18 protein-coding genes are annotated in these 24,361 nt (G+C 69.5%); 12 read left to right on the top strand and 6 right to left on the bottom strand.

Going from position 1 to position 24,361, the window contains the following annotated elements:
- The first annotated feature begins 315 nt into the window (after positions 1 to 315).
- From DLJ58_RS22690 to DLJ58_RS22680, 3 genes are all read left to right on the top strand, one after another.
- A complete protein-coding gene (locus DLJ58_RS22690) occupies positions 316 to 2,658 on the top strand; it encodes a beta-galactosidase (RefSeq protein WP_124859051.1) in 2,343 nt (780 codons plus the stop codon).
- Positions 2,659 to 2,868: 210 nt separating this feature from the next.
- Positions 2,869 to 3,648 carry a DeoR/GlpR family DNA-binding transcription regulator gene (locus tag DLJ58_RS22685; RefSeq protein WP_124859048.1) on the top strand — a complete coding sequence of 260 codons (780 nt, stop codon included), beginning with the start codon at positions 2,869 to 2,871 and terminating at the stop codon, positions 3,646 to 3,648.
- A gap of 146 nt (positions 3,649 to 3,794) precedes the next feature.
- The gene (locus DLJ58_RS22680; protein ID WP_244219083.1) at positions 3,795 to 6,569 is read left to right on the top strand and encodes a TIM-barrel domain-containing protein; all 2,775 of its coding nucleotides are present in this window, start codon (positions 3,795 to 3,797) and stop codon (positions 6,567 to 6,569) included.
- An 88-nt stretch (positions 6,570 to 6,657) separates the two neighbouring features.
- Here DLJ58_RS22680 and DLJ58_RS22675 read toward each other — a convergent pair whose 3' ends face one another.
- Genes DLJ58_RS22675 through DLJ58_RS22660 form a run of 4 tightly spaced genes read right to left on the bottom strand, consistent with a single transcriptional unit; the run spans position 6,658 to position 12,299 of the window.
- Positions 6,658 to 8,256 carry an RICIN domain-containing protein gene (locus tag DLJ58_RS22675; RefSeq protein WP_124859046.1) on the bottom strand — a complete coding sequence of 533 codons (1,599 nt, stop codon included), beginning with the start codon at positions 8,254 to 8,256 and terminating at the stop codon, positions 6,658 to 6,660.
- Positions 8,257 to 8,850: a LamG domain-containing protein gene (locus tag DLJ58_RS22670; protein ID WP_158629619.1), complete on the bottom strand. Its 594-nt coding sequence runs from the start codon at positions 8,848 to 8,850 to the stop codon at positions 8,257 to 8,259.
- Positions 8,847 to 11,198 (bottom strand): family 20 glycosylhydrolase, encoded by a 2,352-nt coding sequence (locus DLJ58_RS22665; protein WP_124859042.1) that lies wholly within the window; start codon positions 11,196 to 11,198, stop codon positions 8,847 to 8,849. The genes DLJ58_RS22670 and DLJ58_RS22665 overlap by 4 nt, the downstream gene beginning before the upstream one ends.
- Before the next feature lie 27 nt (positions 11,199 to 11,225).
- Positions 11,226 to 12,299, bottom strand: coding sequence for a right-handed parallel beta-helix repeat-containing protein (locus DLJ58_RS22660; protein WP_124859040.1), 1,074 nt, complete (start codon positions 12,297 to 12,299; stop codon positions 11,226 to 11,228).
- A gap of 397 nt (positions 12,300 to 12,696) precedes the next feature.
- Here DLJ58_RS22660 and DLJ58_RS22655 point away from each other — a divergent pair, with 397 nt between their 5' ends.
- The 3 genes from DLJ58_RS22655 to DLJ58_RS22645 are packed head-to-tail and all read left to right on the top strand — an operon-like array spanning position 12,697 to position 15,440.
- On the top strand, positions 12,697 to 13,716 hold the full coding sequence (locus DLJ58_RS22655; RefSeq protein WP_244219082.1) for a 1-phosphofructokinase family hexose kinase: 1,020 nt from the start codon (positions 12,697 to 12,699) through the stop codon (positions 13,714 to 13,716).
- Entirely contained in the window at positions 13,692 to 14,588 is an 897-nt protein-coding gene (locus tag DLJ58_RS22650) for an SIS domain-containing protein (protein WP_124859038.1), read from the top strand. The genes DLJ58_RS22655 and DLJ58_RS22650 overlap by 25 nt, the downstream gene beginning before the upstream one ends.
- A gap of 9 nt (positions 14,589 to 14,597) precedes the next feature.
- Positions 14,598 to 15,440, top strand: a complete 843-nt coding sequence (locus DLJ58_RS22645) for a class II fructose-bisphosphate aldolase (RefSeq protein ID WP_124859036.1) — start codon at positions 14,598 to 14,600, stop codon at positions 15,438 to 15,440.
- Between the two features lie 64 nt (positions 15,441 to 15,504).
- Here the strand turns inward: DLJ58_RS22645 and DLJ58_RS22640 are convergent, their stop codons facing one another.
- Positions 15,505 to 16,698 carry an ROK family transcriptional regulator gene (locus DLJ58_RS22640; RefSeq protein ID WP_208741275.1) on the bottom strand — a complete coding sequence of 398 codons (1,194 nt, stop codon included), beginning with the start codon at positions 16,696 to 16,698 and terminating at the stop codon, positions 15,505 to 15,507.
- Positions 16,699 to 16,801: 103 nt separating this feature from the next.
- Positions 16,802 to 19,234, bottom strand: coding sequence for a family 20 glycosylhydrolase (locus tag DLJ58_RS22635; RefSeq protein ID WP_124859034.1), 2,433 nt, complete (start codon positions 19,232 to 19,234; stop codon positions 16,802 to 16,804).
- A 329-nt stretch (positions 19,235 to 19,563) separates the two neighbouring features.
- Here DLJ58_RS22635 and DLJ58_RS22630 point away from each other — a divergent pair, with 329 nt between their 5' ends.
- From DLJ58_RS22630 to DLJ58_RS22605, 6 genes are read left to right on the top strand one after another with little or no spacing between them, the layout of a single operon-like run.
- Positions 19,564 to 20,379 (top strand): ABC transporter permease, encoded by an 816-nt coding sequence (locus tag DLJ58_RS22630; protein ID WP_208741273.1) that lies wholly within the window; start codon positions 19,564 to 19,566, stop codon positions 20,377 to 20,379.
- Positions 20,376 to 21,158 (top strand): ABC transporter ATP-binding protein, encoded by a 783-nt coding sequence (locus DLJ58_RS22625; RefSeq protein WP_124859032.1) that lies wholly within the window; start codon positions 20,376 to 20,378, stop codon positions 21,156 to 21,158. Before DLJ58_RS22630 ends, DLJ58_RS22625 begins: the two co-directional genes overlap by 4 nt.
- A complete protein-coding gene (locus tag DLJ58_RS22620) occupies positions 21,155 to 22,153 on the top strand; it encodes an aliphatic sulfonate ABC transporter substrate-binding protein (protein WP_124859030.1) in 999 nt (332 codons plus the stop codon). Before DLJ58_RS22625 ends, DLJ58_RS22620 begins: the two co-directional genes overlap by 4 nt.
- A 28-nt stretch (positions 22,154 to 22,181) precedes the next feature.
- Complete coding sequence (locus tag DLJ58_RS22615; RefSeq protein ID WP_208741271.1) at positions 22,182 to 23,594, top strand: sulfatase family protein; 1,413 nt, start codon at positions 22,182 to 22,184, stop codon at positions 23,592 to 23,594.
- Positions 23,591 to 23,977, top strand: a complete 387-nt coding sequence (locus tag DLJ58_RS22610) for a YidH family protein (RefSeq protein ID WP_208741269.1) — start codon at positions 23,591 to 23,593, stop codon at positions 23,975 to 23,977. The genes DLJ58_RS22615 and DLJ58_RS22610 overlap by 4 nt, the downstream gene beginning before the upstream one ends.
- Positions 23,978 to 24,009: 32 nt before the next feature.
- Entirely contained in the window at positions 24,010 to 24,333 is a 324-nt protein-coding gene (locus DLJ58_RS22605) for a DUF202 domain-containing protein (RefSeq protein ID WP_124859028.1), read from the top strand.
- Positions 24,334 to 24,361: the final 28 nt, after the last annotated feature.

The raw sequence follows: 24,361 nt of genomic DNA, 5'->3' as shown, positions 1-24,361 counted from the left end.
GTCCTTCCGGGACGGGGGTGGGGCAGGGAAAGTCGATGGGCATAAGACGTCGGATATCTGATGTCGTGACGTTAAAGGGCTGCGCGCGGGTCGTCAATAGATCGACGCGGGGCGGTGCGCGACGACGTGGTAGTCCGGGGTGGACGGTGCAGTCATGGCGCTTGCCTGATCGAAGATGCCGGATAGAGCGTGGATATTTACATCATGTTGCGTCGTCTGGCAGGCTCGGCTGCATCGACCACCTTCGTCATCTCGGCGATCGGGCCCGTCCCGGCCCGCGACCGCCGCCGGCGACGCCTGTCCGAAGGAGACACCATGCAACGGCGTCAACTCCTCACCCTCGGCGTGCTCAGTCCGTTCGCGGCGATGCTGGCGTCGGGCGGCCCGGCCAGCGCCGCGGCTGCGGCGCAGACCTTCGGGTTCTCCGCCGACGGCAGCAACTTCCTGCTCGACGGCCAGCCGTTCCAGATCCGCAGCGGCGAGATGCACCCGGCCCGCATCCCGGTGCAGTACTGGCGGCACCGGATCCAGATGGCCAAGGCCATGGGCATGAACACGATCGCCATCTACGTGATGTGGAACCACGTCGAGGAACGGCCCGGTGTCTTCGACTTCACCACCGACCGGCGTGACATCGCGGGCTTCATCAGGCTGTGCCAGGCCGAGGGCATGTACGTGCTGCTGCGCCCCGGCCCCTACGTCTGCGGCGAATGGGACCTCGGCGGTCTACCGCCGTACCTGTTGCGCAACCCGAACATCAGGCTGCGGGTCCGCACCGCCGCCGACCCCAACTACATGGCGGCCGTCACGCGCTACATCAACGCGCTCGCCGCGCTGGTCAAGCCGCTCATGGTGGGCAACGGAGGACCGATCCTGATGGTCCAGATCGAGAACGAGTACGGGTCGTACGGCAACGACGTCGTCTATCTCGAGGAGCTGCGGCAACTGTGGCTGCGGGCCGGGATCACCGGACCGTTCTACACCGAGGACGGCCTCGGCCAGGTGCAGGGCAACCGGACGGTCGTCACCGGCGGCGCGATCGCGCTCAGCGGCGGTGACGCGGCAGCCATCGCCGCGGCACGCCGGTCGTTCCCGACCGTTCCGGCCATGTCCGGCGAGCTCTACCCGGGCTGGTTGACCCACTGGGGCGACGGCGGCTTCGCCGGATCGAACACCGACATCTCCAGCCAGCTGCGGGGCCTGATGGCCGGCCGGTTGTCGTTCAACCTCTACATGATCCACGGCGGCACGAACTTCGGATACTCCGCGGGCGCCAACGCCGCCGACAACGGGTCGGGTTACCAGGCGGACATCACCACCTACGACTACGGCGCGCCGATCAACGAACAGGGTGCCCCGGCCCGCCTGTACCCCGCCTACCGGGAGATCATCGGCACCGCCCTCGGGGTGACGCTGCCGGCCGTACCCGCACCGATCCCCACCATCGTGCGCACCGGCGGCCAGGCCGTCCTGCCGGCGGCGTACGCCTCGCTGTGGGACAACCTGCCGGCCGCGCTGTCGACCCAGACGAATCCACAGCCGATGGAGATGTACGGCCAGAACTCCGGCTTCATGCTCTACCGCCGCGTCCTGCCTGGCTACACCCGGGCGACACTGGACATCAGGTCGGTGCGCGACTACGCCACGGTGTTCCTCGACGGCGTCTACCAGGGCGGCCTGTCTCGGAGCAGCCTCCCGGCGGCCTACACGACTCCGCTCGGCGTGACCGTGCAGGACGCGCCGCTGGCGTTGAAGACCTCGGCGAGTGGCAGCCCCACGCTCGACATCCTGGTCGAGGGCATGGGTCGGAACAACTTCGGCCAGGCGCTGGTCGACCGCAAGGGCATCACCGAGCGGGTGTCACTGGTCGACGCGGGCACCCTGACCGGCACGTTGACCAACTGGCAGACCCATCTGCTGCCCGTCGACGAGGCGTTCGTGGCCGGCCTCCGTCCGGTGATCACCAACAGTTCGCGGCCCGGCATCTTCTTCAAGGCCACGGTGAACCTCACCCAGACCGGCGACACGTACCTCGACATGTCCCGGTGGACCAAGGGTGTGGTCTGGGTCAACGGCCGCAACCTGGGCCGCTACTGGAAGGTGGGGCCACAGCAGCGGCTCTACTGTCCGGCGCCGTGGCTGCGGGTCGGCGCCAATGAGATCGTGGTTTTCGACCTGCACCAGGTGCAGGCCCAGCCGATCTCCTTCGAAGCCACCCTGAGCGGCCAGTCGGGCGCCGTCCGCCACACGGTGGTCAACCGGGCCAGCGGAAAGGCCCTCGACGTGCCGGACCTGTCCCGGGCCACCGGCGTGCAGTTGATCCAGTGGACCCCCAACGGCGGTGCCAACCAGGCGTGGCTGATGGCTGGCGCGGTGGGCGGCGTCACCACGATGACCAGCGTCAGTTCGGGTCTGCTCGCTGACGTCGAGGCCGGCTCCACGGCGGAGGGGGCGCGGGTCATCCAGTGGACCGCGACCGGCGGCGGCAACCAGCAGTGGCGGGTCGTGACCGCGTCCGGTGAGTTCGTGAGGCTCGTCAACGTGCAGACCGGAAAGGTCCTCGCTGTGGCCGGCGGTGCGACGACCGACGGCGCCGCGATCGTGCAGCAGAGCGACACCGGCGCCACCACCCAACACTGGCGCCTCACGCCGGGGTGACGTCGTCGGGCCATCTGACGCCCGGCTGACCATGGGTCGGGCCGGGTAGGTGAGGGTCGGTGGGTGACCTGTTGCGGTGCGGCGGCCGCCGCGGGTCGCCTGCCGACCCTCACCCGTTGCGGTCAACCGTCCATGTCGTGGTGCGGTACGGGCGTTGCATCGGAGATGCAAAGATGGCCGCATGGGCGGGCGGAGCGACCGGAGTGAGACGTGAACCAGCGCGAGCGGTGGCACCGGCTCCTGGAGATGGTCGCCGTCGAGGGTCAACTCGACATCGAGTCCACAGCCCGCGAGTTGGGCGTGAGTACGGCGACCATTCGTCGTGACTTCGACGAGTTGGCCACCCAGCGGTTGGTGACCCGCACCCGGGGCGGCGTGGTCGTCACCAATGTCTCCTACGACCTGCCGCTGCGCTACAAGGCGGTGCGGCAGGCATCGGAGAAGCAGCGGATCGCCGCGGCCGCCCTCGCACTGATCCCACCGGGCAGCACGGTCGGGCTCAACGGCGGCACCACGACGACCGAGGTGGCCCGGGCGCTCGCGCTGCGCACCGACCCGAGCGGGCAGCTGTCGGCGGCCACGGTGGTGACCAATGCGCTGAACATCGCCCACGAGCTCATCGTGCGTCCGCACATCCGGGTGGTGCTCACCGGTGGGACGGCCCGCCCGCAGTCGTACGAGTTGGTCGGTCGCATCGCGGAGACGATGCTCGCGTCCGTGGCGCTGGATGTCGTCGTGCTCGGGGTGGACGCGATCGACCACCAGCACGGCGCCAGCGCCCATAACGACGGCGAGGCGGCGGTCAACCACGTCATGGTGACCAGCGCGGCGCGGACGATCGTCGTCGCGGACGCCTCGAAGCTGGGCCGCCGGAGCTTCAACCGGATCTGTCCGCTGGGCAACATCGACACTCTGATCACCGATCGGTCGGCGGACCCGCAGCAGGTGAGCCTCGTCGAACAGGCCGGGGTCACGGTGCTCCAGGTCTGACGGGCGCTGCGATCGGCAAAAGATGGAACCCGGTGCAAAATTACGGGCTGATTCTTGCATCTTGAGTCAGGCGGGTGCACCATCCGATCTTATCGCCCTTCGTAAATGTCTGGGCCGCATCGTCCCTCACCACACCGGAGAAAACGATGATCTGGTCACCGCTGCCTGCCCATCGCCGCCGTACCGCCGTCCGGGCTGCCATCGTGGTTCTCATCCTGTTCGCCGCGATGCTGCAGGCCCTACCCGCTCGCGCGAGCACACCGGGAAGCGCGACCGGCCTCACCCGGACCGGGAACACCTACACCATCGCCACCAGCACCGCCGCCCGCATCCGGCTCACGCTGGTCCGTGCGGACATCTTCCGGGTCTGGGCAGCGCCGAACGGCACCTTCACCGAACCGGCGGCGAACGAGATCACCGTGCGGACCGACTTCGGTGCGGTGGCCAGCACGGCGACCGACGACGGCACCGCCTTCCGCATCGCCACCGCGGCGGTTGTCATCCGGATCAACAAGGACCCCCTGACGATGCAGGTCCAGCGTCCGGACGGGCGGCTGATCTGGCGGGAGGCGCAACCGCTCGACTGGTCCGCCGGCCGTACGACGCAGCGCTTGGCGCGCGACGCCGACGAGCAGTTCTACGGCACCGGCCTGCGCCTGGGGGAGTGGGCGCTGCGCGACAAGACGGTGCCGATCGCCGTGGACAACAGGTGGCGGGAGAACACGAACGCCAGTCCGGCGCCCTTCTACCTGTCCACGAACGGCTACGGCGTCCTGCGCAACACGTGGGCGCCCGGCTCGTACGGCTTCACCGCACCGGTCACCACCACCCACAACGAGGAACGCTTCGACGCGTACTACTTCGTGGGCGATTCGCTCAAGGCTGTGCTCGGCGCGTACACCGACGTGACGGGCAAGCCGTTCCTGAGCCCGATGTGGGGCCTCGAACTCGGCAACGCGGACTGCTTCAACGCGTCCAACCCGGCCTATCAGGGCGACCACAACCGGGCCGGGCACCAGCGGACTCCCGATGTGCTGGCGTACGCCCGGGAGGCCCGGGCCAAGGACATGCCGTCGGGGTGGTTCCTGCCCAACGACGGGTACGGCTGCGGCTACGCCGACCTGCCCGCGACAGTGGCAGGCGCCAAGGCGCTCGGTTTCCAGACCGGCCTGTGGACCTCCACGGGGCTCGGGTCCATCGACTACGAGGTCGGCACCGCCGGTACGCGTGGCGTGAAGACCGACGTCGCGTGGATCGGCGGCGGTTACCAGAACGCGTTCCGTGGTGTCCAGCAGGCGGTCGACGGCATCGAGCGGAACTCCGACGCCCGCCGCTACGTGTGGACCGTCGACGGCTGGGCCGGTACCCACCGCAACGCCGTCGTCTGGACCGGTGACACGTACGGCAGTTGGGACGACATGCGGTGGACCGTGCCTGCCGTCGCGGGCGCCGGGTTGTCCGGCCTCAACTACGCAACGGGTGACGTCGACGGGATCTTCGGTGGCAGCCCGAACACCTACGTGCGGGACCTGCAGTGGAAGTCGTTCACACCGGCGTTCATGACGATGTCCGGCTGGGGCGCGACCAATCCGGCGCCCGGCTACCAGGACAAGCAGCCCTGGCGCTACGCCGAACCGTACCTGTCGATCAACCGCCGTTACCTGCAACTCAAGATGCGGCTGATGCCGTACCACTACACGATGAGCCGGGTGGCAAGCGTGACAGGCGTGCCGGCGACTCGGGCCCTGGTGCTGGAGTACCCGAACGACCCGGTCGCCCGGGGCAACGCCACGTCTGGTGAGTTCATGGCGGGCGACGCGTTCCTCGTGGCGCCTGTGGTCTCCGACACCGAGCTGCGCGACGGCATCTACCTGCCGGCCGGCACCTGGACCGACTACTGGACCGGGCGGGTGTACCAGGGACCGCTCACCCTCAACGGGTACGCGGCACCGCTGGACCGGCTGCCCCTGTTCGTCAAGGGCGGCTCGATCGTGCCGATGTGGCCGCAGATGAACTACACAGGTGAGAAGCCGGTCTCCACGCTCACCTACGACCTGTACCCGCGCGGCTCGTCGAGCTTCACGCTCTACGAGGACGACGGCATCACCCGCGCCTACCAGGGCGGGGCTTACGCCACCCAGCAGGTCCGGATGGCCGCGCCGACGTCCGGCACCGGAACGGTCACCGTCGACGTGGGTGCCTCCACCGGTGCGTACGCCGGCAAGCCGTCGTCGCGCTCCTACGAGTTCAGCGTGCACCTGTCGGCCGCCGCACAGGCGGTCACGGTCGCCGGCCAGACGCTGCCGAGGTTGAGCACGCGCTCCGCGTACGACTCGGCGAGCAGCGGTTGGTTCTACGCGGACGGGATCCTGTGGATCAAGGCCGGTGCGAGGAGCACCGCGTTCCAGACCCGGATCGACGGCGCCGTGCTGCCGGTCCCCGGCACCGGCACGGCGACACCGCCGATCCCGAACGACAGCTGGCGGCTCGTGTACGCCGACAGCGAGGAGACGAGCGCGGAGAACGGCAGGGCCACCAACGCGTTCGACGCAGACCCGGGCACTTTCTGGCACACCGCCTGGTCGTCCACGCCCGCGCCCCTGCCGCACGAGATCCAGATCGATCTGGGCGCCACGTACCAGGTGGACGGGCTGCGGTACCTGCCACGGCAGGACGGGGGCGTGAACGGCCGCATCGGCCGCTACGAGGTGTACGTCTCGGACAGCCCGAGCGCCTGGGGCACGGCCGTGGCGTCGGGGACGTTCGCCGACACGTCGACGCAGAAGGTGGTGCCGTTCGGCGCTGTCCGCAGCGGCCGGTACGTGCGGCTGCGGGCGTTGAGCGAGGCTGGTGACCGGGGGCCGTGGACGACGGTGGCCGATCTGGCGATCACCGGAACCGCGGTGACGTCGGGGAGTTGATCCCCGCGCGGCCCGTCGGACAGGGTTGCCGCCCTGTCCGACGGGCCATCAGCACATCCCGAGACCGGGATTGGTGCCGGCGCGCGGACTAGGACAATGACCACTGTTGGCGGGTCGCGCCGGTGGCGGTTCGCTGGATGACGTCAGCGCCGTTGTTCGTGATCGTTCCGTCGAGATCGAGCGCTCGACCACTGTTGCGGTTCGTGATGGTGAAGTGGGTGCCGACTCGCGTGATGCGCCACTGCTGGTTGGCCGCACCCGTGTACGTCCACTGGATGACGTCGGCGCCGTCCGCGGTCGAGTTGCCGGCCACGTCGAGGGCGCGGCCACTACGGCGGTTGACGATGCGGTGGAACCCGTCGCCGACGGGAACGATCGACCACTTCTGGTGCAGGGCACCGTTGTCGGCCCACTGCACCGCGTCGCCACCGTCACCCGGCGCGGCGACCGCGACCTCCATGACCTTTCCACTGGCCCGGTTGGTGAGCGTGTAGTTCGCGTTCGGGTCGAACGAGCCGTTCAGGGCGTCGAGTTCCTTGAGGCTGAACCGGGTGGTCATGATGTACGGGTAGCTCGTGTCGGTCGGGTCGAAGTATCCGTACGACGTCAGCACGAACGTACCGTCCGGAAGCACGACGTTGCCCGCGTAGCCGGTGTCGCCGCTCTTGACCGAGGGCGTGAAGTCCTCCAACAGTCGGACCCGGTACTGACCCTCGCGGGAGTTGACCAGATCGTCGTAGGTCCCGACCCAGGCCACCCAGTCGCCGGCCACCCACGCCCCGGTGTTGCTCACGCTGTTGCGGATGATGTCGCGGAAGGTGATGACGAGCCGACCGGTGGCCGGGTCGTACGTCGCGGCGTGGCGTTCGCCCATGAGGGCGCCCTGCATCTCGCGCGGCTCGGTCCAGGTGGTTCCCTCGTCGTTCGAGAACGCCACCATGGCGTTGGTGCGCTTGTTCTGCGCCCGGGCGAGCAGCGCGAGCTGGCGACCGTTCGGCGAGCGGATGATCTCGATCTCGCAGAGGCCGGCATATTTCTCGATGGTGTTGTGCGCGGCGAGGAGCCGGGTCGGCGTGCTCCAGACGGCGTTGCCGGCGGCGTCGAACGTCAGGTAGGTCTTCCAGTTGTTGTATCCACCGTCGTGGAAGATGCCCATGTAGCGGAAGTCCCAGGACCCGTCGGCCTTCTTGAGGCGGACCAGGGTGGCGTGGGCCACGAAGCCGCTGAAGCCGGCGTCGGCGAAGTGGTGGGTGAATTCGGACCAGGACTGGCCGTTGTCGTCGGAGTACGCGGTCTTGAACCCTCCGGGACTCGCCGGAAGGCCGCTGATCAGCAGCAGTCGGATGCCCCCGGTCGGCCTCACCACCTTGTAGAGGGTGGGGGTTTCCTTGCTGGTGGCCCAGCTCGCTGGCGTGGGGAGGCGACCCGACCAGGTGCGCCCACCGTCGTCGCTGCGCTTCAGGATGATCTGGCCGGTGCCGTGGCCCATGGGGTAGACGGTGAAGATCGTGCGTCCGTCGTCGAGCAGGACGGAATCGGGGTGCCCGAGGTACTGCCCTGCCTGGCGGTCGGTGAGCACCTGGCGGCGCGTGTCGTCCTTCAGGTCCAGGAACGGGATCGTGTAGTCGATGCGCATGCTGAGGTCGCTGATCTCACCCGCCGAGAGCGTGGTGCCGTACACGCGCACTTAGTCGAGGTCACCGCTGTAGTGCCACTGGGCTCCCTGCGCGTCGACGTTGCGGCCGATCCACATTCCGTTGAGGTCTCGGACGTTCGCGAAGAACCTGGTGGATTGGTGCGTGGCGCGCACCGATCCGTCGACGTAGAGGCGGGTGCCCTCGGCGCCGACGGTCAGGATGGCGGTGTGCCAGACGCCGTCGTTGTAGGGGCCGCCGGTCGACGTCACCTGGGTGGCGTAGGCCCCGTTCTCCCGGTTCTCGAAGTAGACCGATCCGCCGTTGAGGGAGAACGACAGGTTGCTGGACTCGTCGACGGTGTGCGACGCGCTGAAGAAGCTCTTCGCGACGGCGGAACTCGTGGACCGGAACCGGACCGCGATCGCCCCCTGGGTCAGGTTCGCCACGCCGGACACGTCGGCCGACTTGTCGAGGAAGGTGCTGCTGCCGTTGAACGGCTGGTTGACCGGATAGTTCAGAGTCGCCGTTGCCGCGTGTCCGGCGGATGCCGGCATCAGCAGGCTCAGGAGGAGCGCCAACGCGACTGCGGCGGCGGTGCCGGCCCGGGCCGCCAGGCCCGGACGCGCCCTCGAACGGCCGTTCATCGGGTGATGGTCCATTGCTGTTCGGTACCTCCGCGGTAGGTCGACTGGACGACGGTGGCACCGTCGTTGGTCGCGGCATTCGCCACGGTGAGCGCCTTGCCGGAATTCCTGTTGATGATCTTGTAATGCGTGCCGGCCGGAATGACGCTCCACAGCTGGTTCGCGCCGCCGTGGCTCGTCCACTGGACGACGCTCGCTCCGTCGGCGGTGGACGAGCCCGACACGTCCAACACCTTGCCGCTGCTGCGGTTGACGATGCGGTGGTAGCCGCCGCCGGCCTCGACGAGATTCCACCGTTGGTGCGCCGCACCGTTGCTCGACCACTGGATGGCGCCACCGCCGTCCCCACTGCCGACCGGCACCTCGAGCACCTTGGTGCTGTTGCGGTTGACGACCCGGTACTCGGTCGACGGGTCGAACGCGGCGGCCGGGGTCGCCGCCCGGGACACCTCGACCTTGTCCGCCGTGACCGCGGTGCCGGACGAACTGGCGTTCCTGCTGTTCAACACCCGCACCCGCAGGACGTGCGAGCCCTGGGCGAGCAGCCCACTGGTGAAGACCATCGCCTGGTCCACCCGCGTCGGGGAGTACAGGTCGACCACCGTCTCGGGACCGCCGTCGATCGAGATGCCCGCCCGCCCGTGATTCGCCGCCCTGGCGGCGAAGAGCTTGACCTTGTTGCCGGTGAACCGGACCTGGTACGCGCTGTCGAGCGTGCTGCTGTAATGGTCGTCGCCCTGGAACTGTCGGGCGCCGTTGGTCCCGTACTGCCAGGTGCCCGAGTAGCTGAACTGGTTGTCGCCGGTTCCCGTGGTGTTGTCGTTGACCTGGACCACGCTCGGCACGCCCGGGGCGTCCCCGATTGCGTCCACCCGGGTGAAGAACGCCTCCACGGTGCTCGATCGCGGGCCGCCCCACAGCCGCTCGGCGAGGACCTCCGTCGGCCGCTTCGCGTACTGGTCGAACCACTCGTCCGTCTGGTGTTCCACAGCATCCGACCAGCGCGCGATCTTGTAGCCGTTGACCTTCACGTTCGGGTCCGGAGCCCAGCTCTCGTAGACGTTCTTCGCGTTGACGTAGAGGTTCAGGCCGGGAGTCACGTACAGGGTGCTCTCCGGTACGCCGACCACCGTGTAGCCCAGGTTGTAGAAGTAGTTCAGCGACCCGGTGTACGGCGTGAGGACGATGCTGGTCGCCGGCTTGATGCTCGTCTGCTGGCCGTTCGTCTCCCACCAGTTCCAGAGCTGGGCCGTCTTGCCGTACGACCGCACCTTGTCGTTCATCAGGTTCATGAACTCGGTGAAGACGTCACCCGCGTGGGGGAAGCCCCGTGCCTGTGCATAGCTGACCAGCTCCGGACAGCTGTTCTTGGCGGCGTCGGTCTGGTATTCGTCGCCGCCGATGTGGAAGTAGGGGCCGTCGAACAGCGGCACGAACTCCGACAGCAGGTTCATGACGAACGTTCGCGCGGAGTCCTTGGTCAGGTTGAGCGTCCAGCCGCCGTTCGATCCACCGGGCCAGGGCGCGTAGTCCATCGACGCGCAGGAGAACCGCATCGTCGGGTCGTACGTCGTCATCGTGGTCGCGTGGCCCGGCAGGTCGATCTCGGGAACGATGGTGATGTGGTACCGCTTGGCGACGTCCTGCATGCGGCGCAGGTCGGCCTTGCTGTAGGACTGGGCAGAGGCCAGGCCGGGGTACCGGTCGCTGCGCAGACGAAAACCGTTCCACTCGGTGAAGTGCATGCGCAGTGTGTTCAGACGCAGCCACGCCATGCGCCGGAGAAGATTCTCCAGGTAGTCCATCTCGTAGAAGTGCCGGCCGACGTCGAGCATCACCCCGCGTTCGCGGTACTGCGGGTAGTCGCGGATGGTTCCCGCCGGCACTGTGGTCGCCGTCGCGCTCTGCTTGATCATTTGCAGCAGGGTCTGGGTCCCGTAGTACACACCGGCCGTGGCGTTTGCGCGGACCACCACCTGCGACCCGACGGTCATCAGGTATCCCTGGTCGCCGATGCCGGCATCGCTGACGGCGAGCGTGAGCAGGATGTCGCCGGTCCCCGATGTTGCCGACGAGATGATCGGCACGTCGACACCGCTGATCGCGCCCAGGTCGACGCGTAACGACGTCGCCGCCACCGACAACTGGGCGGCATGCGCGGGGTCCACCAGGATCCGGGACGCTGTGGTCAGCGTCCAGGTCCCCGTCCCCCCGGTCCACTCCCGGACGCTCGGTGCGACCTGGGGCGCGGGGTTGGCCGCGCGCGCCGCCGACGGAACCTGAAGCCCCAGGCCCGCCAGCAGGGCGGCGAGTGCGAGAAGAAGTCGCTTCTTGCGGGTGGAGAACACTGTTGCGTACCTCCGGTCGGGAAACGCTCAGAGCGGCAGGAGATCCTTGACGTTTCCCTGCAGCACGGGCAGGCCGCCGCTGTTGGCCTGATTGCCCAGCAGGTGCACCGGAGCGGTGCCGGTGCAGCTCACTGTGAGATTCGACAGGGTGCAGCCGGACAGCATCCAGCGGGTGCCCTGCAGGTTCGTGGCGCGGATGTCGCTGTACCAGAGGGTGTTGCCGGTGAAGGTCGGCGGCAGGACGCCGTCGACGACCACGCCGGTGCCGGGATTGCGGCCGACTCCGCCGATCGGGAAGGACAGCGCGCTGCTCCATCGCACTGGTACGCCGCCGTTGCAGTGGTTGATGGTGTTGCCGGTCAGGCTGCCGTGCCCCCAGTTGTCACTGGCCAGCGAGCCGTACGGGCTGGTCTGGGCGAATGAGTAGTAGGCGCCGTAGCAGCCGACGACGACGTTGCCGTTGATGGTCCAGTTCCCGGACGAGTTCCAGATCGCGAGTCGGCAGGATGTGAAGCTGTTGGCGGTCAACTGCGAGTATTCGCTGCGGTCCGCCAGTGAGACACCGAAGTGGCAGCGGTGAAAGGCGTTGCCGCTCACCTTGAGCCGGTAGCCGAAGTAGTCGTCCGCCGCCGATCCGGTCACCGCCAGGCCGGCGCCGCGCCAGTTCGTGAAGTCGCAGTCCAGGATCCGTACGTTGTTACTGCGGCTGATCCGGACGCCCACGTGCGCGAACTGCGGTGCCGAGTCGACCGGGCTGGTCTGGCGTCCGAGGAAGTGGACGCCGCTGACGCTGACGTTGTCGCGGCCCACTATGGACAGCGCGCCGGCCTGGTCGGTCGGAACGGTGACCGTCGCGCCGTTGCCGACGATGAGGCAGCGATCGGGCAGGGCGACCGTGGCGGGCAGGGTGTAGGTGGCACCGGGTGTGAGCTGCACCTGAGGTGTGCGGGCCAGGACGGTGTTCCAGTCGTCGGCCACGCCGAGGACCGGTAGGGACGTCGAGGCGATCGCGGCGTCGGCCCGGCCGGGCGGCACGACGGCGGCGAGCGCGCCGGCGGCGCCCGCCAAGGTGATCGCGCGGCGGGGGATTCGTGTGGTCATGGTGGCCCTTCGGGCTGCGGGGTGAACGTCCCACGTCAGATGTCGGACGAACTTACGAGCGTTATCGACGTCCGTCAAGGCGTTCGTCGTGCCATCAGGAAGACCGCGGTGCGGATCGGTCGGCCACTCCGACGCGCTTGCAACTTTCTGCAATCAACCTGGGGCTGGACGCGTGCCGCACCGGATTCGCGACAGGCTCCTGCTGCCATCGCTGATCGACCGCACGGCTGGCTTTCCCGTGTAAAGAGGGGATCGGAGCGTGGTCGACGGGCCTTGACGGCGGCCGGGCCAGATCCCTAGGGTCTGCAATATCGTGATTGGTTCCGTCGCCACAGTGTCACGAAAGATCACGAGTGCTCGTGTAACCGGCACCTTCCGAAAGGGGCGGATCAATCACATGACCGCAGACGGTGCGCCGCAGACCCGCAAGCGCCGTGACCTGATCATCTCGGTGTCGCTCAATCCAGCCTTGGACATCACCTATGTCGTGCCCGAGCTGGTGCCCGACACGTCGCATCGGGTGACGAGCGTGGTTTCCCGGGCCGGAGGCAAGGGCCTCAACGTCGCCCGGGTCCTGCGTCAACTGGGCGCCGATACCCTCGTCCTCGGCCTGCTCGGCGGTGCCGCCGGCGAGCACATCCAGGCCGAACTGGCGACGGCCGGCCTGCCGGCGCAGTTCACCCATCTCAGCGGCGAGACCCGCCGGACGGTGACCGTCCTCGCGCAGGACACGGCGACGGTCCTCAACGAACCCGGCCCGCACGTCACGGCGGCGCAGTGGGCGGCGTTCCGGGACGTGTTCGCCGAGCGGGTCCGCGCGGCGCGAGTGGTGGTGCTGTCCGGCAGCCGGCCGCCGGGCGTGCCCGACACCGCGTACGCCGATCTCGTCACCATGGCGCAGGTCGCCGGGGCCGAGACCATCGTGGACGCCGAAGGATCGGCGCTCCGACACGCGCTGGCTGCCGCGCCGACGCTGGCGAAACCGAACGCCCACGAGGCGGCGGACCTGCTCGGCCGCCCGGTACGCAGCCGCGACGAGGCTGTGGCGGTGGCACACCGGCTCGTCCGAAGCGGCGCCAGCGCCAGCGTGGTGTCCCGCGGCGCGGACGGATTCGTGGCGGTTACCGGCGGGGCCGCCTACAACGTGCGTGCGCCCGAACGGGTGGCAGGTAACCCGACCGGCGCCGGCGACGCCCTCGCGGCCGTGCTCGCGTACGGGCTCCTCACCCGCGCGCCCTGGCCGGACGTCCTCGCCCGGGGCGCGGCCGTCTCGGCGGCCGCCGTGGCCTGCCCGTGGGCGGGCGAGTACGACGACGACGTGGCTTCCCGGCTGCTGCCCGGAACCACAGTGGAAAAGCTGCAAGAGCACCGCGCCGACAGAGAGCAGGAACCATGTCGCACGTCGCCTCCGAGATAGCCACGCAACCCGAGACGTGGCGTCGCGCCGCGGAACTGGTCACTCGACCTGAGGTAGCGCGGGCTCTGCCTCAGCCGGGCGAACGGGTCGCCGTCGTCGGCTGTGGCACGTCGTACTTCATGGCGCAGAGTTTCGCGGCGCTGCGGGAGTCGGCGGGCCAGGGGGAGACCGACGCCTTCGCCGCCTCGGAATTCCCCGCCGGCCGGCGCTACGACCGGGTGGTCGCCATCACCCGCTCCGGCACCACCACCGAGGTGATCGCGCTCCTCGAACAGTTGCCGCCCGGCAGCCGCTCGACCGTGCTCACGACCGATGCCGACCGGCCGGTGACCCGGCTGGTGAGCGACTGCGTCGTCCTCGACTTCGCCGACGAGGAGTCGGTGGTGCAGACCCGCTTCGCCACCACCGCGCTCGCCGCTTGGCGCGCCGGTCTCGGAGAGGACCTGACCGAGCCGATCGAGCAGGCGCGGGCCCAGCTGAACACCCCGGTCGACCCGGACGTCGTCGGTCGGAGCCAGTTCACCTTCCTCGGCACCGGCTGGACCGTGGGGTTGGCGCACGAGGCGGCCCTCAAGCTGCGGGAGGCCGCACAGATGTGGGCCGAGTCGTACCCGGCGATGGAGTTCCGGCACGGCCCGATCAGCGTGGTGGACCACCGGTCCGTGGTCTGGATCTTCGGACCGGTGGTGCCGGGCCTCCGCGACGACCTGGCCGCCACTGGCGCGATCGTCGTGCACGAGGACGTCGACGCCATGGCGCACCTCACCACCGCGCAGCGGCTCGCGGTCGAGCTCGCGAACCGTCGCGGCCTGCACCCGGACCAGCCCCGGCTGCTCACCCGGTCCGTCGTCCTGACCGCGCCGGTTGCCTGAGGACCACTGATGACCCTCGTGCCCACCGCCGACCTGGTGGCGGCGGCCCGAGCCGCCGGCACCGGCGTGCTCGCCTTCAACGTGATCACGATCGAGTACGCCCAGGCGATCGCCGTCGCGGCGGAGCGTGCCGGCCGGCCGGCGATCCTGCAGATCAGCCAGAACGCCGCGCGCTACCACTCGGGCCTCTCGGCTATCGCCGCTGCGACGGCCGAGGTCGCCTGGAGGTCCAGCGCGACCCTGTCGCTGCACCTGGACCACGTCGACGACATCAGTCTGCTGGAGCAGGCTCCCGACTCGGGCTTCAGCTCCGTGATGGTCGACGCGTCCGCGCTGGCGTACGCCGCCAACGTGGCCACCACCCGCAAGGCGACCGAGTGGGCGCACGAGCACCGGCTGTGGGTGGAGGCCGAACTCGGCTACGTCGGCGGTAAGCCGGACGCTCCGGCAAGCGCCCACACCGCCGGCGTCCGCACCGACCCGTCCGAGGCCGCCCGGTACGTGGCCGAGACCGGCGTCGACGCCCTGGCCGTCGCGGTGGGCAGCTCGCACGCGATGGCCGACCGCACCGCCTCGTTGGATCTCGACCTGGTGGCCGCGATCCGCGAAGCCGTACCCGTGCCCCTGGTGCTGCACGGTTCCTCCGGGGTGCCGCTGGACCAGATCCGCGCCGCGGTCGGTCATGGCATGGTGAAGATCAACGTCGGTACGGCCCTCAACGTGGCGTTCACCGACGCGGTCCGTGGCGCTCTGCCGGCGTCTCGGGACCCGCGTCGCTACCTAGCAGCGGGACGCAGCGCGGTGACCGGCGTTGTCGAACGACTGCTCACGCTCCTGCCCGCGACGCCGTAACCGTCCGCCGCGTAGCCGGGCGGTGCGCTGGTCCTGTGCCGCATTGCCGGGCCGCGCGCTGCTCCTACGCCGTGGGGAGGGTCGGCAAGGGCTCTGACATGTTGAGCCGCAGGGCGGCCGCGACGGCGCCCAGGGCACCGCCCTCGTCGCCGAACTGGGCCGTCACGACGTCCAGGCGGCGGGTGTGTCCGGGGATCGCCAGCTGACCGATGGCCGTCCGGACCGGTTCGAGCACCGCTTCACCGGCATGGGCGAGGGTGCCACCGATGGCCACCTTGCCCGGGTCCAACTGCACCACCATTCCCGACAGGACTCGGCCGAGCAGCGTCGCGGCGTGCCGCACCACGTCGGAGACGATCGGCTCGCCGGCGAGTGCCCGCGCGACCAGATCGGCCGGGTCCGCGACGGTGACACCGCGCCGGGCGCACTGCTCGATCAGTGCCGACGGGCGGATCAGCAGCTCAAGGCAGCCACGGCCACCGCACGGACAGGGGTCGCCGTCGGGCTCGACGCTGACGTGACCGATCTCGCCGGCCGCGCCGTGCGCGCCCCGGGCGAGCCGGCCGTCGACGATGAGCCCGCCGCCCACGCCGTCACTCCACCGGACGTAGATGGCGTCCCGTACGTCACGGGTCGCCCCCCAGGTGCCTTCGGCCAGCGCGGCCAGTCGGGAGTTGTTGTCGGTGACGACGGCGACGCCGTACCGGTCCTGGATTCGCGTGCTGACCTGCTTCGCGGCTACCGAGGGGCTGCCGCTGCCGCCGGCCGAACGGCTCCGACCGAACACCAGGCCGGGCAGGCCGAGGCCGATCGCCTCCAGCGCCCGCAGGTCGATGTCGTGCTCCTGAACGAGGTCGTCGATCAGCTTGATCGCGGCGTTGGCTCGTCGGGCCGGCCCCGCCGTCAGCGTGATGGGGCGGCTGCCCCGGGCCAGGATGTCGTGACCCAGGGTGGCGACGATGACAGTGATCGTCGCCCGGCCGAGGTCGATGCCGACGATGCGGCCGGCGGACGGGTTGAGGCTGACGGTCGTGGACGGCCGTCCCCGGCCCCGGTGGCCGGACAGCGAAGGCTCGCGCTCGACGACCACACCGCGGGCGATGAGGTCGCCGATGATGTCGAACAGCGTGGTGCGCGACAGCCCGGTCAGTCGGATGAGCTCGGCCCGGCTGAGCGGGCCGACGCTGCGGAGCTGGGCCAGCAGCACCTCGGTGTGTGCCAGCCGCACACGCTGCATGGCATCCGGGCGTTCGATCACCGGACCATCATGACCGATGCCTCGTTTCCCATGTCGTTGCGGCAGTGTACGGGCGCGGTGGCCGGCGCCGTCACCAGTGCGAGGTGACGGCGCCGGCCGCTGGTCAGGGTGCTCGGACCGTGACGGTCAGCGCCGCCTCGACGGGGGAAGCCCCGGCCGAGCGCGCCGACAGCGTCCCGGTGTACGTCCCCGGCGTGCCGAACGTGCGCCGGGACACCATGGTGAACGCGCTGTTGATCTGCATCGCCGGGATGCTCGGCTCGCGCGTGGCGGTCGGCGTCAGCGCCTCCACCCGTCCGTCACTCCAGGTGACCGTGGCGCCCAGGTCGGCGGAGCGGAGTCCGGGGGCGGTGACCGTCCAGGTGGCGCCGGCCGGTGCGCCGACGACCGCGGTGGCCGGACGGCCGATCGCCTGCTTGCGCCACAGCACGTCGGCGGTGGGGAAGAAGTTGACGCCCTGGACCGTCAACCGGCCCCCGGCCACCGACAGGCGCGTGGTGAAGTCGGCGTAGTCGCGCTGCGCCTGCGGCGTCCATCCGACCTCGGCGGTGGCCACGAGGCGCGGGAAGCTGTAGTACTGCGCCTGGCCGATGCGACGGATGAACTCGCCCCAGAGCGCCGATTCGACCCCGAGCACGCTGGTCTCGGCGATGTTCGGGATGAAGGTGCCGGGGTCCCAGTTGTAGTGCCGGTCCAGCCCGCACGGTCCGCCGCACGCCCAACTGCCGCCGAGCGGCTGGCGGGAGTCCTGCTTCTGCGGCACGTACGTGTGGGCGGCGGGGGAGAGGACGACACGTGCCCCGCGGCCGGTTACCGCGTTGGCCACCGCCGTGCGGTCGCCGTTCCAGAACTGCACGACGGCGTTGTTCCGGGGCAGCGCGGTGCCGGCGTACTCGTTCCAGCCGACAACTGTCTTGCCGAGCGACGCGACTGTCGCGGTGAAGGCGTCGACCATCGTGGTGTAGTTCGCGTGGCTGGTCACGTGCGCCTCGTCGCCGCCGATGTGCAGGTACGGCCCCGGCGTCATGGCGGCGATCTGGGTCAGGACCTGCGTGACGAACTCGTACGTCGTCGCGCTGGCCGAGTCGAACGTCGAGTAGCCGACGTTGCCGGTGCCGTTGGCCGGGACGGTCCGCTGTCCGGCGGCCGGTTTGGGCTGGGCGCCGGTCGTGTTCAGCTGGGGGATGGCGTGCAGCGCCGCGTTGGTGTGCCCCGGCATGTCGATCTCCGGAATGACCGTCATGCCGTTCACGCCGGCGTAGCGCACGATCTCGGCGTAGTCGGCCTTGGTGTAGAAGCCGGTGACACCCAGCTCGGTGCCCATCAACTGGCCGCTGTCGTTGTAGGTCATGGCGGTACGGCCACTGACCGTGGTGAGCAGGCCGTAGTCGATGCCCGCCGGGTTGCTCGCCGGGTTGTCGAGGGCGATCCGCCAGCCCTGGTCGTCGGTCAGGTGCAGGTGCAGGCGGTTGATCTTGTATTGGGCGGCGCCGTCGATGTACGCCTTGATCTCGTTCACCGGGTAGAAGCTGCGAGCGACGTCGAGCATCATTCCGCGGTGGGCGAAGCGTGGGTAGTCGGAGATCGTCACCGCCGGCACCCTCCACGTGGCGTCGACGAAGGTGTCGGACTCCACCCACTGGGGGAGGAGTTGCCGCAGCGTCTGCACGCCGTTGAGTGCGCCGTTCGCCGTGTCGGCGCTGATCTGGACCTTCGCGGTGGTGGCGACGAGCCGATACCCCTCGGCGGCATGCCCGGCTGGGCCCTTGCCGGCGCCGACCTCGATGACGATGGGCGCGGGCGCTGTGCTCTGGGTGACCACCGGCAGGCCGTACCCGGTGGCCGGGCGTAGCTGGCCGGCGAGGTACGTCGCGGGCGCGGTCGCCTGCGCCCCGACCGCGACGATCGGCGTGTTCCGGTCCAGCGTGTACGGCGTGCCGCCGTTCTCCGTCATCGACGCGGGTCTGGGCAGCAGGCCCAGCGAGGGCGCGGGTGCGGGCGCCGTCTCGTTCCAGATCTCGAATTCGGAGATCGAGTAGCCGTAACCCGCCCACCGCTGGTGCCCCTGCATGCGTACGTGGGACACCGGCTGCGCCGAGTTCACCGCGATGACGTCCGTCCGGGGGCAGGTGTCGCGTTGGACGCGGGCGACGTCTGTCCAGGTGGTGCCGTTGGCCGAGGTCTGCAGCGTGAAGTCACGGGCGCACGCGTTGGGCCAGGCGAGCACGACGTGGTCGACCGTGGCAGGGGTCGCCAGCCGTACCTGCACCCAGTTGGCATCCTGGTACTTCGACGACCACCGGGTGTTGCGGTCGCCGTCGTTCACGTGCGCGGCGACGAAGTCGGCCCGGTCGAGCTCGACGCTCGACGCCGTGGCCGTGCCGGTCCGGGCCAGATTCACCGGCGCGGCGGCAGCCGCGGCCGGCGTGCCGGAGGTGACCGGCGCGACGAGCGTCGCGGCGATCAGCAGGGCGACGGGGGCGGCGATCAACCGGCGTCTCGATTCGGTGCTGTAGCGGGAGCGTGGAATCGACATGGGACTCCTTGGGCCGTCGCCCGGAGCGCCGGGCGGCTGGGATGGCTCGGTACGCCGCAGTCTGACGAGAGTCATCAATTTAGTCAATGCGCCGAACAATATCCGGCACCCCCGGCGGGGTGGCGGGCGTTGTCATCGCAGCGCAATCACCCATAGTGTTGCTGGTCAGCAGACATCGGATGTCTTATGAATCGAGACAGCGCCCCCAGCTCGGTCATTTTAGTCCGGAGGGTTGACATGATTAGTCGGTTCACCAAAGATTCCCTTACCTTGAGCGCCACCCGCCCCGGAAGGCGCGCGCAATCCGACCTGGGCTACGGAGGGTCACCGTGCCGATAGACGTTCAGCCGCCCCGGATCCGCGGGCCGGAAACCACCCGCGCGGCGTCGCCACCACGCCGCGCCATACCGCTGCTGGCGTGGAACGTGATCGCCGTCGTGCTCGGCATCGGCATCTGGACCGTGCTCGCCCGGGTCGGGGTGTCGGGCCTTCCCGGCCCGCAGGCGGTCGCCGTCCGCGCCGGTGAACTCGCCATGGACGGCACCCTGCTCGACGACAGCATCGCCAGCCTGCGTCGGGTGCTCATCGGATTCGCGCTCGGCACCGCCCTCGCGATTCCGGTCGGCTTCCTGATGGGGTGGTACCAGACGGCACGTGGCCTCATCGAGCCCTACGTGCAGTTCTTCCGCACGATCCCGCCCCTGGCCGTCATCCCGTTGGCCATCCTGCTCATGGGCATCGGAGAGACGCCGAAGATCTTCGTCATCTTCCTGGCCGCGTTCCTGTCCTGCGTCGTGTCGACATTTCAGGGCGTGGTGAGCGTCGACCGCACCATGATCAACGCGGCCCGGGTGCTCGGCGCCAACGACGCTGTGGTGTTCCGCCGGGTCATCGTCCCCGCGTCCACCCCGTTCATCCTGGTCGGCATGCGCGTCGGCCTCGGCGCGGCGTGGGCGACCCTGGTGGCCGCCGAGCTGATCGCCGCGCAGGAAGGCCTCGGCTACCGCATGCAGCAGGCGCAGATCTACTACGACCTGCCGAGCATCTTCGTCGGCCTGATCACCATCGGCGTGCTCGGCCTGATCATGGACCGGCTCCTGCTCACCACGGAGAAGCGCCTCACCGGATGGCAGGAACGCCGATGACCGAGAAGATCTCCTTCCGCTCCACCAGCCGCACCTTCGAGGTGGGCGGCAGACCGTTCCACGCGCTGCAGAACGTCGACCTGGACATCGCCGACTGTGAGTTCGTCACCGTGGTCGGCCCGTCCGGCTGTGGCAAGTCGACCCTGCTGAACATCGCGGCCGGCCTGGTCGAACCCACCGGCGGTGAGGTGCTCGTCGACTCGCGACCGGTGCGTGGGCCCGGCCCGGAACGCGGCGTCATCTTTCAGCAGTACGCGCTGTTCCCCTGGCTGACCGTGCGGCAGAACGTCGAGTTCGGTCTCCAGATCGCCAAGGTCGGGCGAGCGGAGCGGCGGCGACGGGCGCAGCACTTCATCGACCTGGTGGGCCTCACCGACTTCGCGGACGCGCTGCCCCGGATGCTGTCCGGGGGCATGCGGCAGCGGTGCGCCATCGCCCGCGCGTACGCCGTCGACCCCGGCGTCCTGCTCATGGACGAACCCTTCGGGGCCCTGGACGCCCTCACCCGGGTGCAGATGCAGGATCAGCTCCTGGCCACCTGGGGCTCCGAGCGACGCACCGTCATGTTCATCACCCACGACGTCGACGAGGCCGTCTACCTCGCCAACCGGGTCGTCGTCATGGCTGCCCGGCCCGGCCGGGTGCACGAGGTCATCGACGTCGACCTGCCGTACCCCCGCACCGAAGCGGTTCGCCTGTCACCGGAATTCTCCCGGATCCGCAATCGGGTCTGGCGCGCCGTCTACCACCAGACCCCTCAGGAAGGTGCATCACAATGAGCCCTCTCTCCCGTCGCTCCCTGCTGACCGGCCTCGCCGGCCTGGGCACCGCCGCAGCCCTCAGCGCCTGCGGCGACGACGAGTCCGGATCCGGCGGCTCCGGCACCGAGCCGGTGAAGCTGGGCTACATCGCCGACTTCACCGGCGCGAGCCTCATGGCGATCGCCGACGACAGGAAGCTGTGGGCCGAACACGGTCTCAAGCCGGACCTGAAGGTCTTCACCAACGGCCCCCTGCAGGTGCAGGCGCTCGGCGCCGGCGACCTCGACTTCGGCTACCTGGGCCCTGGCGCGATGTGGTTGCCGGCCTCCGGCAAGGCCCGGGTCATCGCCATCAACTCGCTCGGTTTCGCCGACCGGGTCATCGCCCAGCCGGGCATCACCTCCTTGGCCGCGCTCAAGGGTAAGAAGGTCGGCGTGCCGGAAGGCACCTCCGGCGACATGATCGTGCGGCTGGCCCTGCAGCGCGCCGGCCTTTCCATCGACGACGTCGAGAAGGTCGCGATGGACCCGAGTACGGTCGTCACCGCGTTCGGGTCGGGTCAGATCGACGCGGCCGGCATCTGGTACCCGCTCATCGGCACCATCAGCAAGCGGGTGCCGAAGCTGACCGAGCTGGCCAAGAACGACGACTTCTACCCGGCCATCAGTTTCCCGTCCGCCTACGTGGGCCGCAACGACGTGGTGACCGGCAAGCCGGACCTGGTGAAGAAGGTGCTCGCGGTGCTGCGTGCCGCCAACGACGAGCGGGCGGCCAACGTGGACCGCGCGGTCGAGGTCACCGCGAAGTTCCTCAAGTCGGCCCCGGTCGACCAGTTGCGCGCCGAAGCCGCCAACGCCCGGTTCCTGCCGTCCGCCGAGCTCGCCGCCAAGTCCACCGACGGCACCGTCGCGGGTTGGCTCACCGGTCTCAACGGGCTCTTCAAGGACCTGGGGAAGCTGCCGAACGCGGTCGACCCGAGCACCTACTACGACGCCGCCGCGTACGCGTCCTGAGTCGAGTCGCGTGAGAAAGGATCAGCACGTGCGGCCCAACATCGTCTTCATCATGGCCGACGACCACGCCGCGCACGCGGTGGGCGCCTACGGAAGCAAGATCAACGAGACTCCACACATCGACCGTATCGCGGCCGGTGGTGCCCTCCTGGAGAACTGCTTCTGCACCAACTCGCTCTGCGCGCCCAGCCGGGCCACCATCCTCACCGGCACCTACAACCACGTCAACGGCGTGCAGACGTTGTCGACCGAGTTCGACAACCGGCAGCTCGTCTTCCCGGAGCTGCTGCGCCGCGCCGGTTACCAGACGGCCCTGGTCGGTAAGTGGCACCTCGGGCACGGCCCGGAGCACGACCCCCGGGGGTTCGACTACTGGGAGGTCGTGCCCGGCCAGGGCCGGTACCGCGATCCAGTGTTCATCGGCATGGACGGCACCGAGCAGGTCCGCCCCGGCTACTGCACGAACATCATCACCGACCTGGCCGTCGACTGGCTCGACCAGCGCGACCCGCAGCGACCCTTCTGCCTGCTGGTGCACCACAAGGCGCCGCACCGCAACTGGGAGCCCGACGACAAACACCGCGACATGTACGTCGACGACGTGGCCGTGCCGGGCTCGTTCGACGACGACCACTCCGGGCACGCCGCCGCCGCCCGGGCCGCCCGGATGCGGGTGGACCGGGACCTCACCGCCAACGACATCAAGGAGATGCTGCCACCACACCTGGACCCCGACGAGGCCGCCCTCTGGACCTACCAGCGCTACATCAAGGACTATCTGCGCTGCGTCGCCAGCGTCGACGACAACGTCGGCCGCCTGCTCGACTATCTCGACGAGCACGGACTGACCGACGACACCATCGTCGTCTACACGTCGGACCAGGGCTTCTTCCTCGGTGACCACGGCTGGTACGACAAGCGGTTCATGTACGAGGAGTCGCTGCGGATGCCGTTCCTGATCCGCTACCCGGCGGAGATCCCGGCCGGCTCCACCACCAACGCGCTCGCCATGAACGTCGACTTCGCCCAGACGTTCCTCGACTACGCCGACGTGCCGGCCGATGCCCGCATGCAGGGACGCTCGCTGCGACCGCTGCTGCGTGGCGAGGACGTCGACGACTGGCGGCAGTCGGTGTACTACCGCTACTGGGAACACGACGACGACGAGCACCACGTGTGGGCGCACTACGGCGTACGCACCCACGACCACAAACTCGTCTACTACTACGCCGACGGGCTGGGTCTGCCCGGCACCTCCGCCACGGCGCAGGAGCCGGAGTGGGAGCTGTTCGACCTGCGCGCCGACCCGTGGGAGATGCGCAGCGTCTACGACGACCCGGCGTACGCGCGGATCCGGACGACGCTCACCGACGAGCTCGCCCGGGTCCAGCAGGAGTGTGGTGACGCCCCGTGGCAGCCCCCGACGTCGGTCACCGGGTGACGGACGAGTCAGTCACCCCGATTGAGCCGACCGGACCAGCCGACCGCCGCTGGCCACGCCGGGTCTACGGGGTGGGCACGGAGCCGGACCCGCGGTTCACCCTCGCCAACGAGCGCACCTTCCTCGCGTGGCTGCGGACCGCGCTGGGTCTCATGGTGGCCGCCGCGGCGGTGAAGGCATTCGGCACGGAAGGCTCGCAGTGGGCGGCGGCCGTGCTGGCGGTGCTCGCCGTCGGGGTGGCCGTCGAGGCGTTCCCTCGTTGGAGCCGCAACGAACGGGCGCTGCGGCTCCAGCTGCCGTTGCCGTCCACCCCCGTCGCGGTCGTGTCGGCGGCGGGGGTGGTCGTGGCCGGCCTGACCATCCTCGTCGTGGTGCTGATCTGATGTCGGTGCTGATCTGATGTCGTGGTGCTGATGTGACGGAGCCACCGCGGCTCGCCGACCGGGGAGCACAGGCCGAACGCACCCTGCTGGCGTGGCTTCGTACGGCGTTGGCGACGGCCACCGTGCTGGTGGCCGTCGGACGGGAACTGGTGCCGCGTCATCCGTTTGCGGCCGGACTTGTGCTGGCCTGCGCTCCGCTCGCCGTCGCGGTGGCCGTCCTGGCGCGGCGTCGGTATCGGACCGTCCGACTGCCCACCCACCTGGGTCAGCCGGAAGGTGCCGCACTGCTGGCTGCTACCGGAACGTTGGTGGCGGTCGGCGGTGTGGCGATTCTCGCCCACGTCCTCGCCCGCTGAGGGCGACGAGTGCTGCCGTCCCGGGGCG

Source organism: Micromonospora arida (genome assembly GCF_003857035.1).
Taxonomy (GTDB): domain Bacteria; phylum Actinomycetota; class Actinomycetes; order Mycobacteriales; family Micromonosporaceae; genus Micromonospora; species Micromonospora arida.
Note: the sequence above shows the minus strand (reverse complement) of the source record. Positions and strands in the feature narration are given on the sequence as shown.

What these genes read in the sequence shown, in the direction of transcription:
- DLJ58_RS22690 (WP_124859051.1), top strand. Translation starts at nt 316, where the DNA reads ATGCAACGGCGTCAACTCCTCACCCTCGGCGTGCTCAGTCCGTTCGCG.
- DLJ58_RS22680 (WP_244219083.1), top strand. Translation starts at nt 3,795, where the DNA reads ATGATCTGGTCACCGCTGCCTGCCCATCGCCGCCGTACCGCCGTCCGG.
- DLJ58_RS22670 (WP_158629619.1), bottom strand. Translation starts at nt 8,850, where the DNA reads ATGAACGGCCGTTCGAGGGCGCGTCCGGGCCTGGCGGCCCGGGCCGGC.
- DLJ58_RS22660 (WP_124859040.1), bottom strand. Translation starts at nt 12,299, where the DNA reads ATGACCACACGAATCCCCCGCCGCGCGATCACCTTGGCGGGCGCCGCC.
- DLJ58_RS22655 (WP_244219082.1), top strand. Translation starts at nt 12,697, where the DNA reads ATGACCGCAGACGGTGCGCCGCAGACCCGCAAGCGCCGTGACCTGATC.
- DLJ58_RS22650 (WP_124859038.1), top strand. Translation starts at nt 13,692, where the DNA reads ATGTCGCACGTCGCCTCCGAGATAGCCACGCAACCCGAGACGTGGCGT.
- DLJ58_RS22645 (WP_124859036.1), top strand. Translation starts at nt 14,598, where the DNA reads ATGACCCTCGTGCCCACCGCCGACCTGGTGGCGGCGGCCCGAGCCGCC.
- DLJ58_RS22635 (WP_124859034.1), bottom strand. Translation starts at nt 19,234, where the DNA reads ATGTCGATTCCACGCTCCCGCTACAGCACCGAATCGAGACGCCGGTTG.
- DLJ58_RS22625 (WP_124859032.1), top strand. Translation starts at nt 20,376, where the DNA reads ATGACCGAGAAGATCTCCTTCCGCTCCACCAGCCGCACCTTCGAGGTG.
- DLJ58_RS22620 (WP_124859030.1), top strand. Translation starts at nt 21,155, where the DNA reads ATGAGCCCTCTCTCCCGTCGCTCCCTGCTGACCGGCCTCGCCGGCCTG.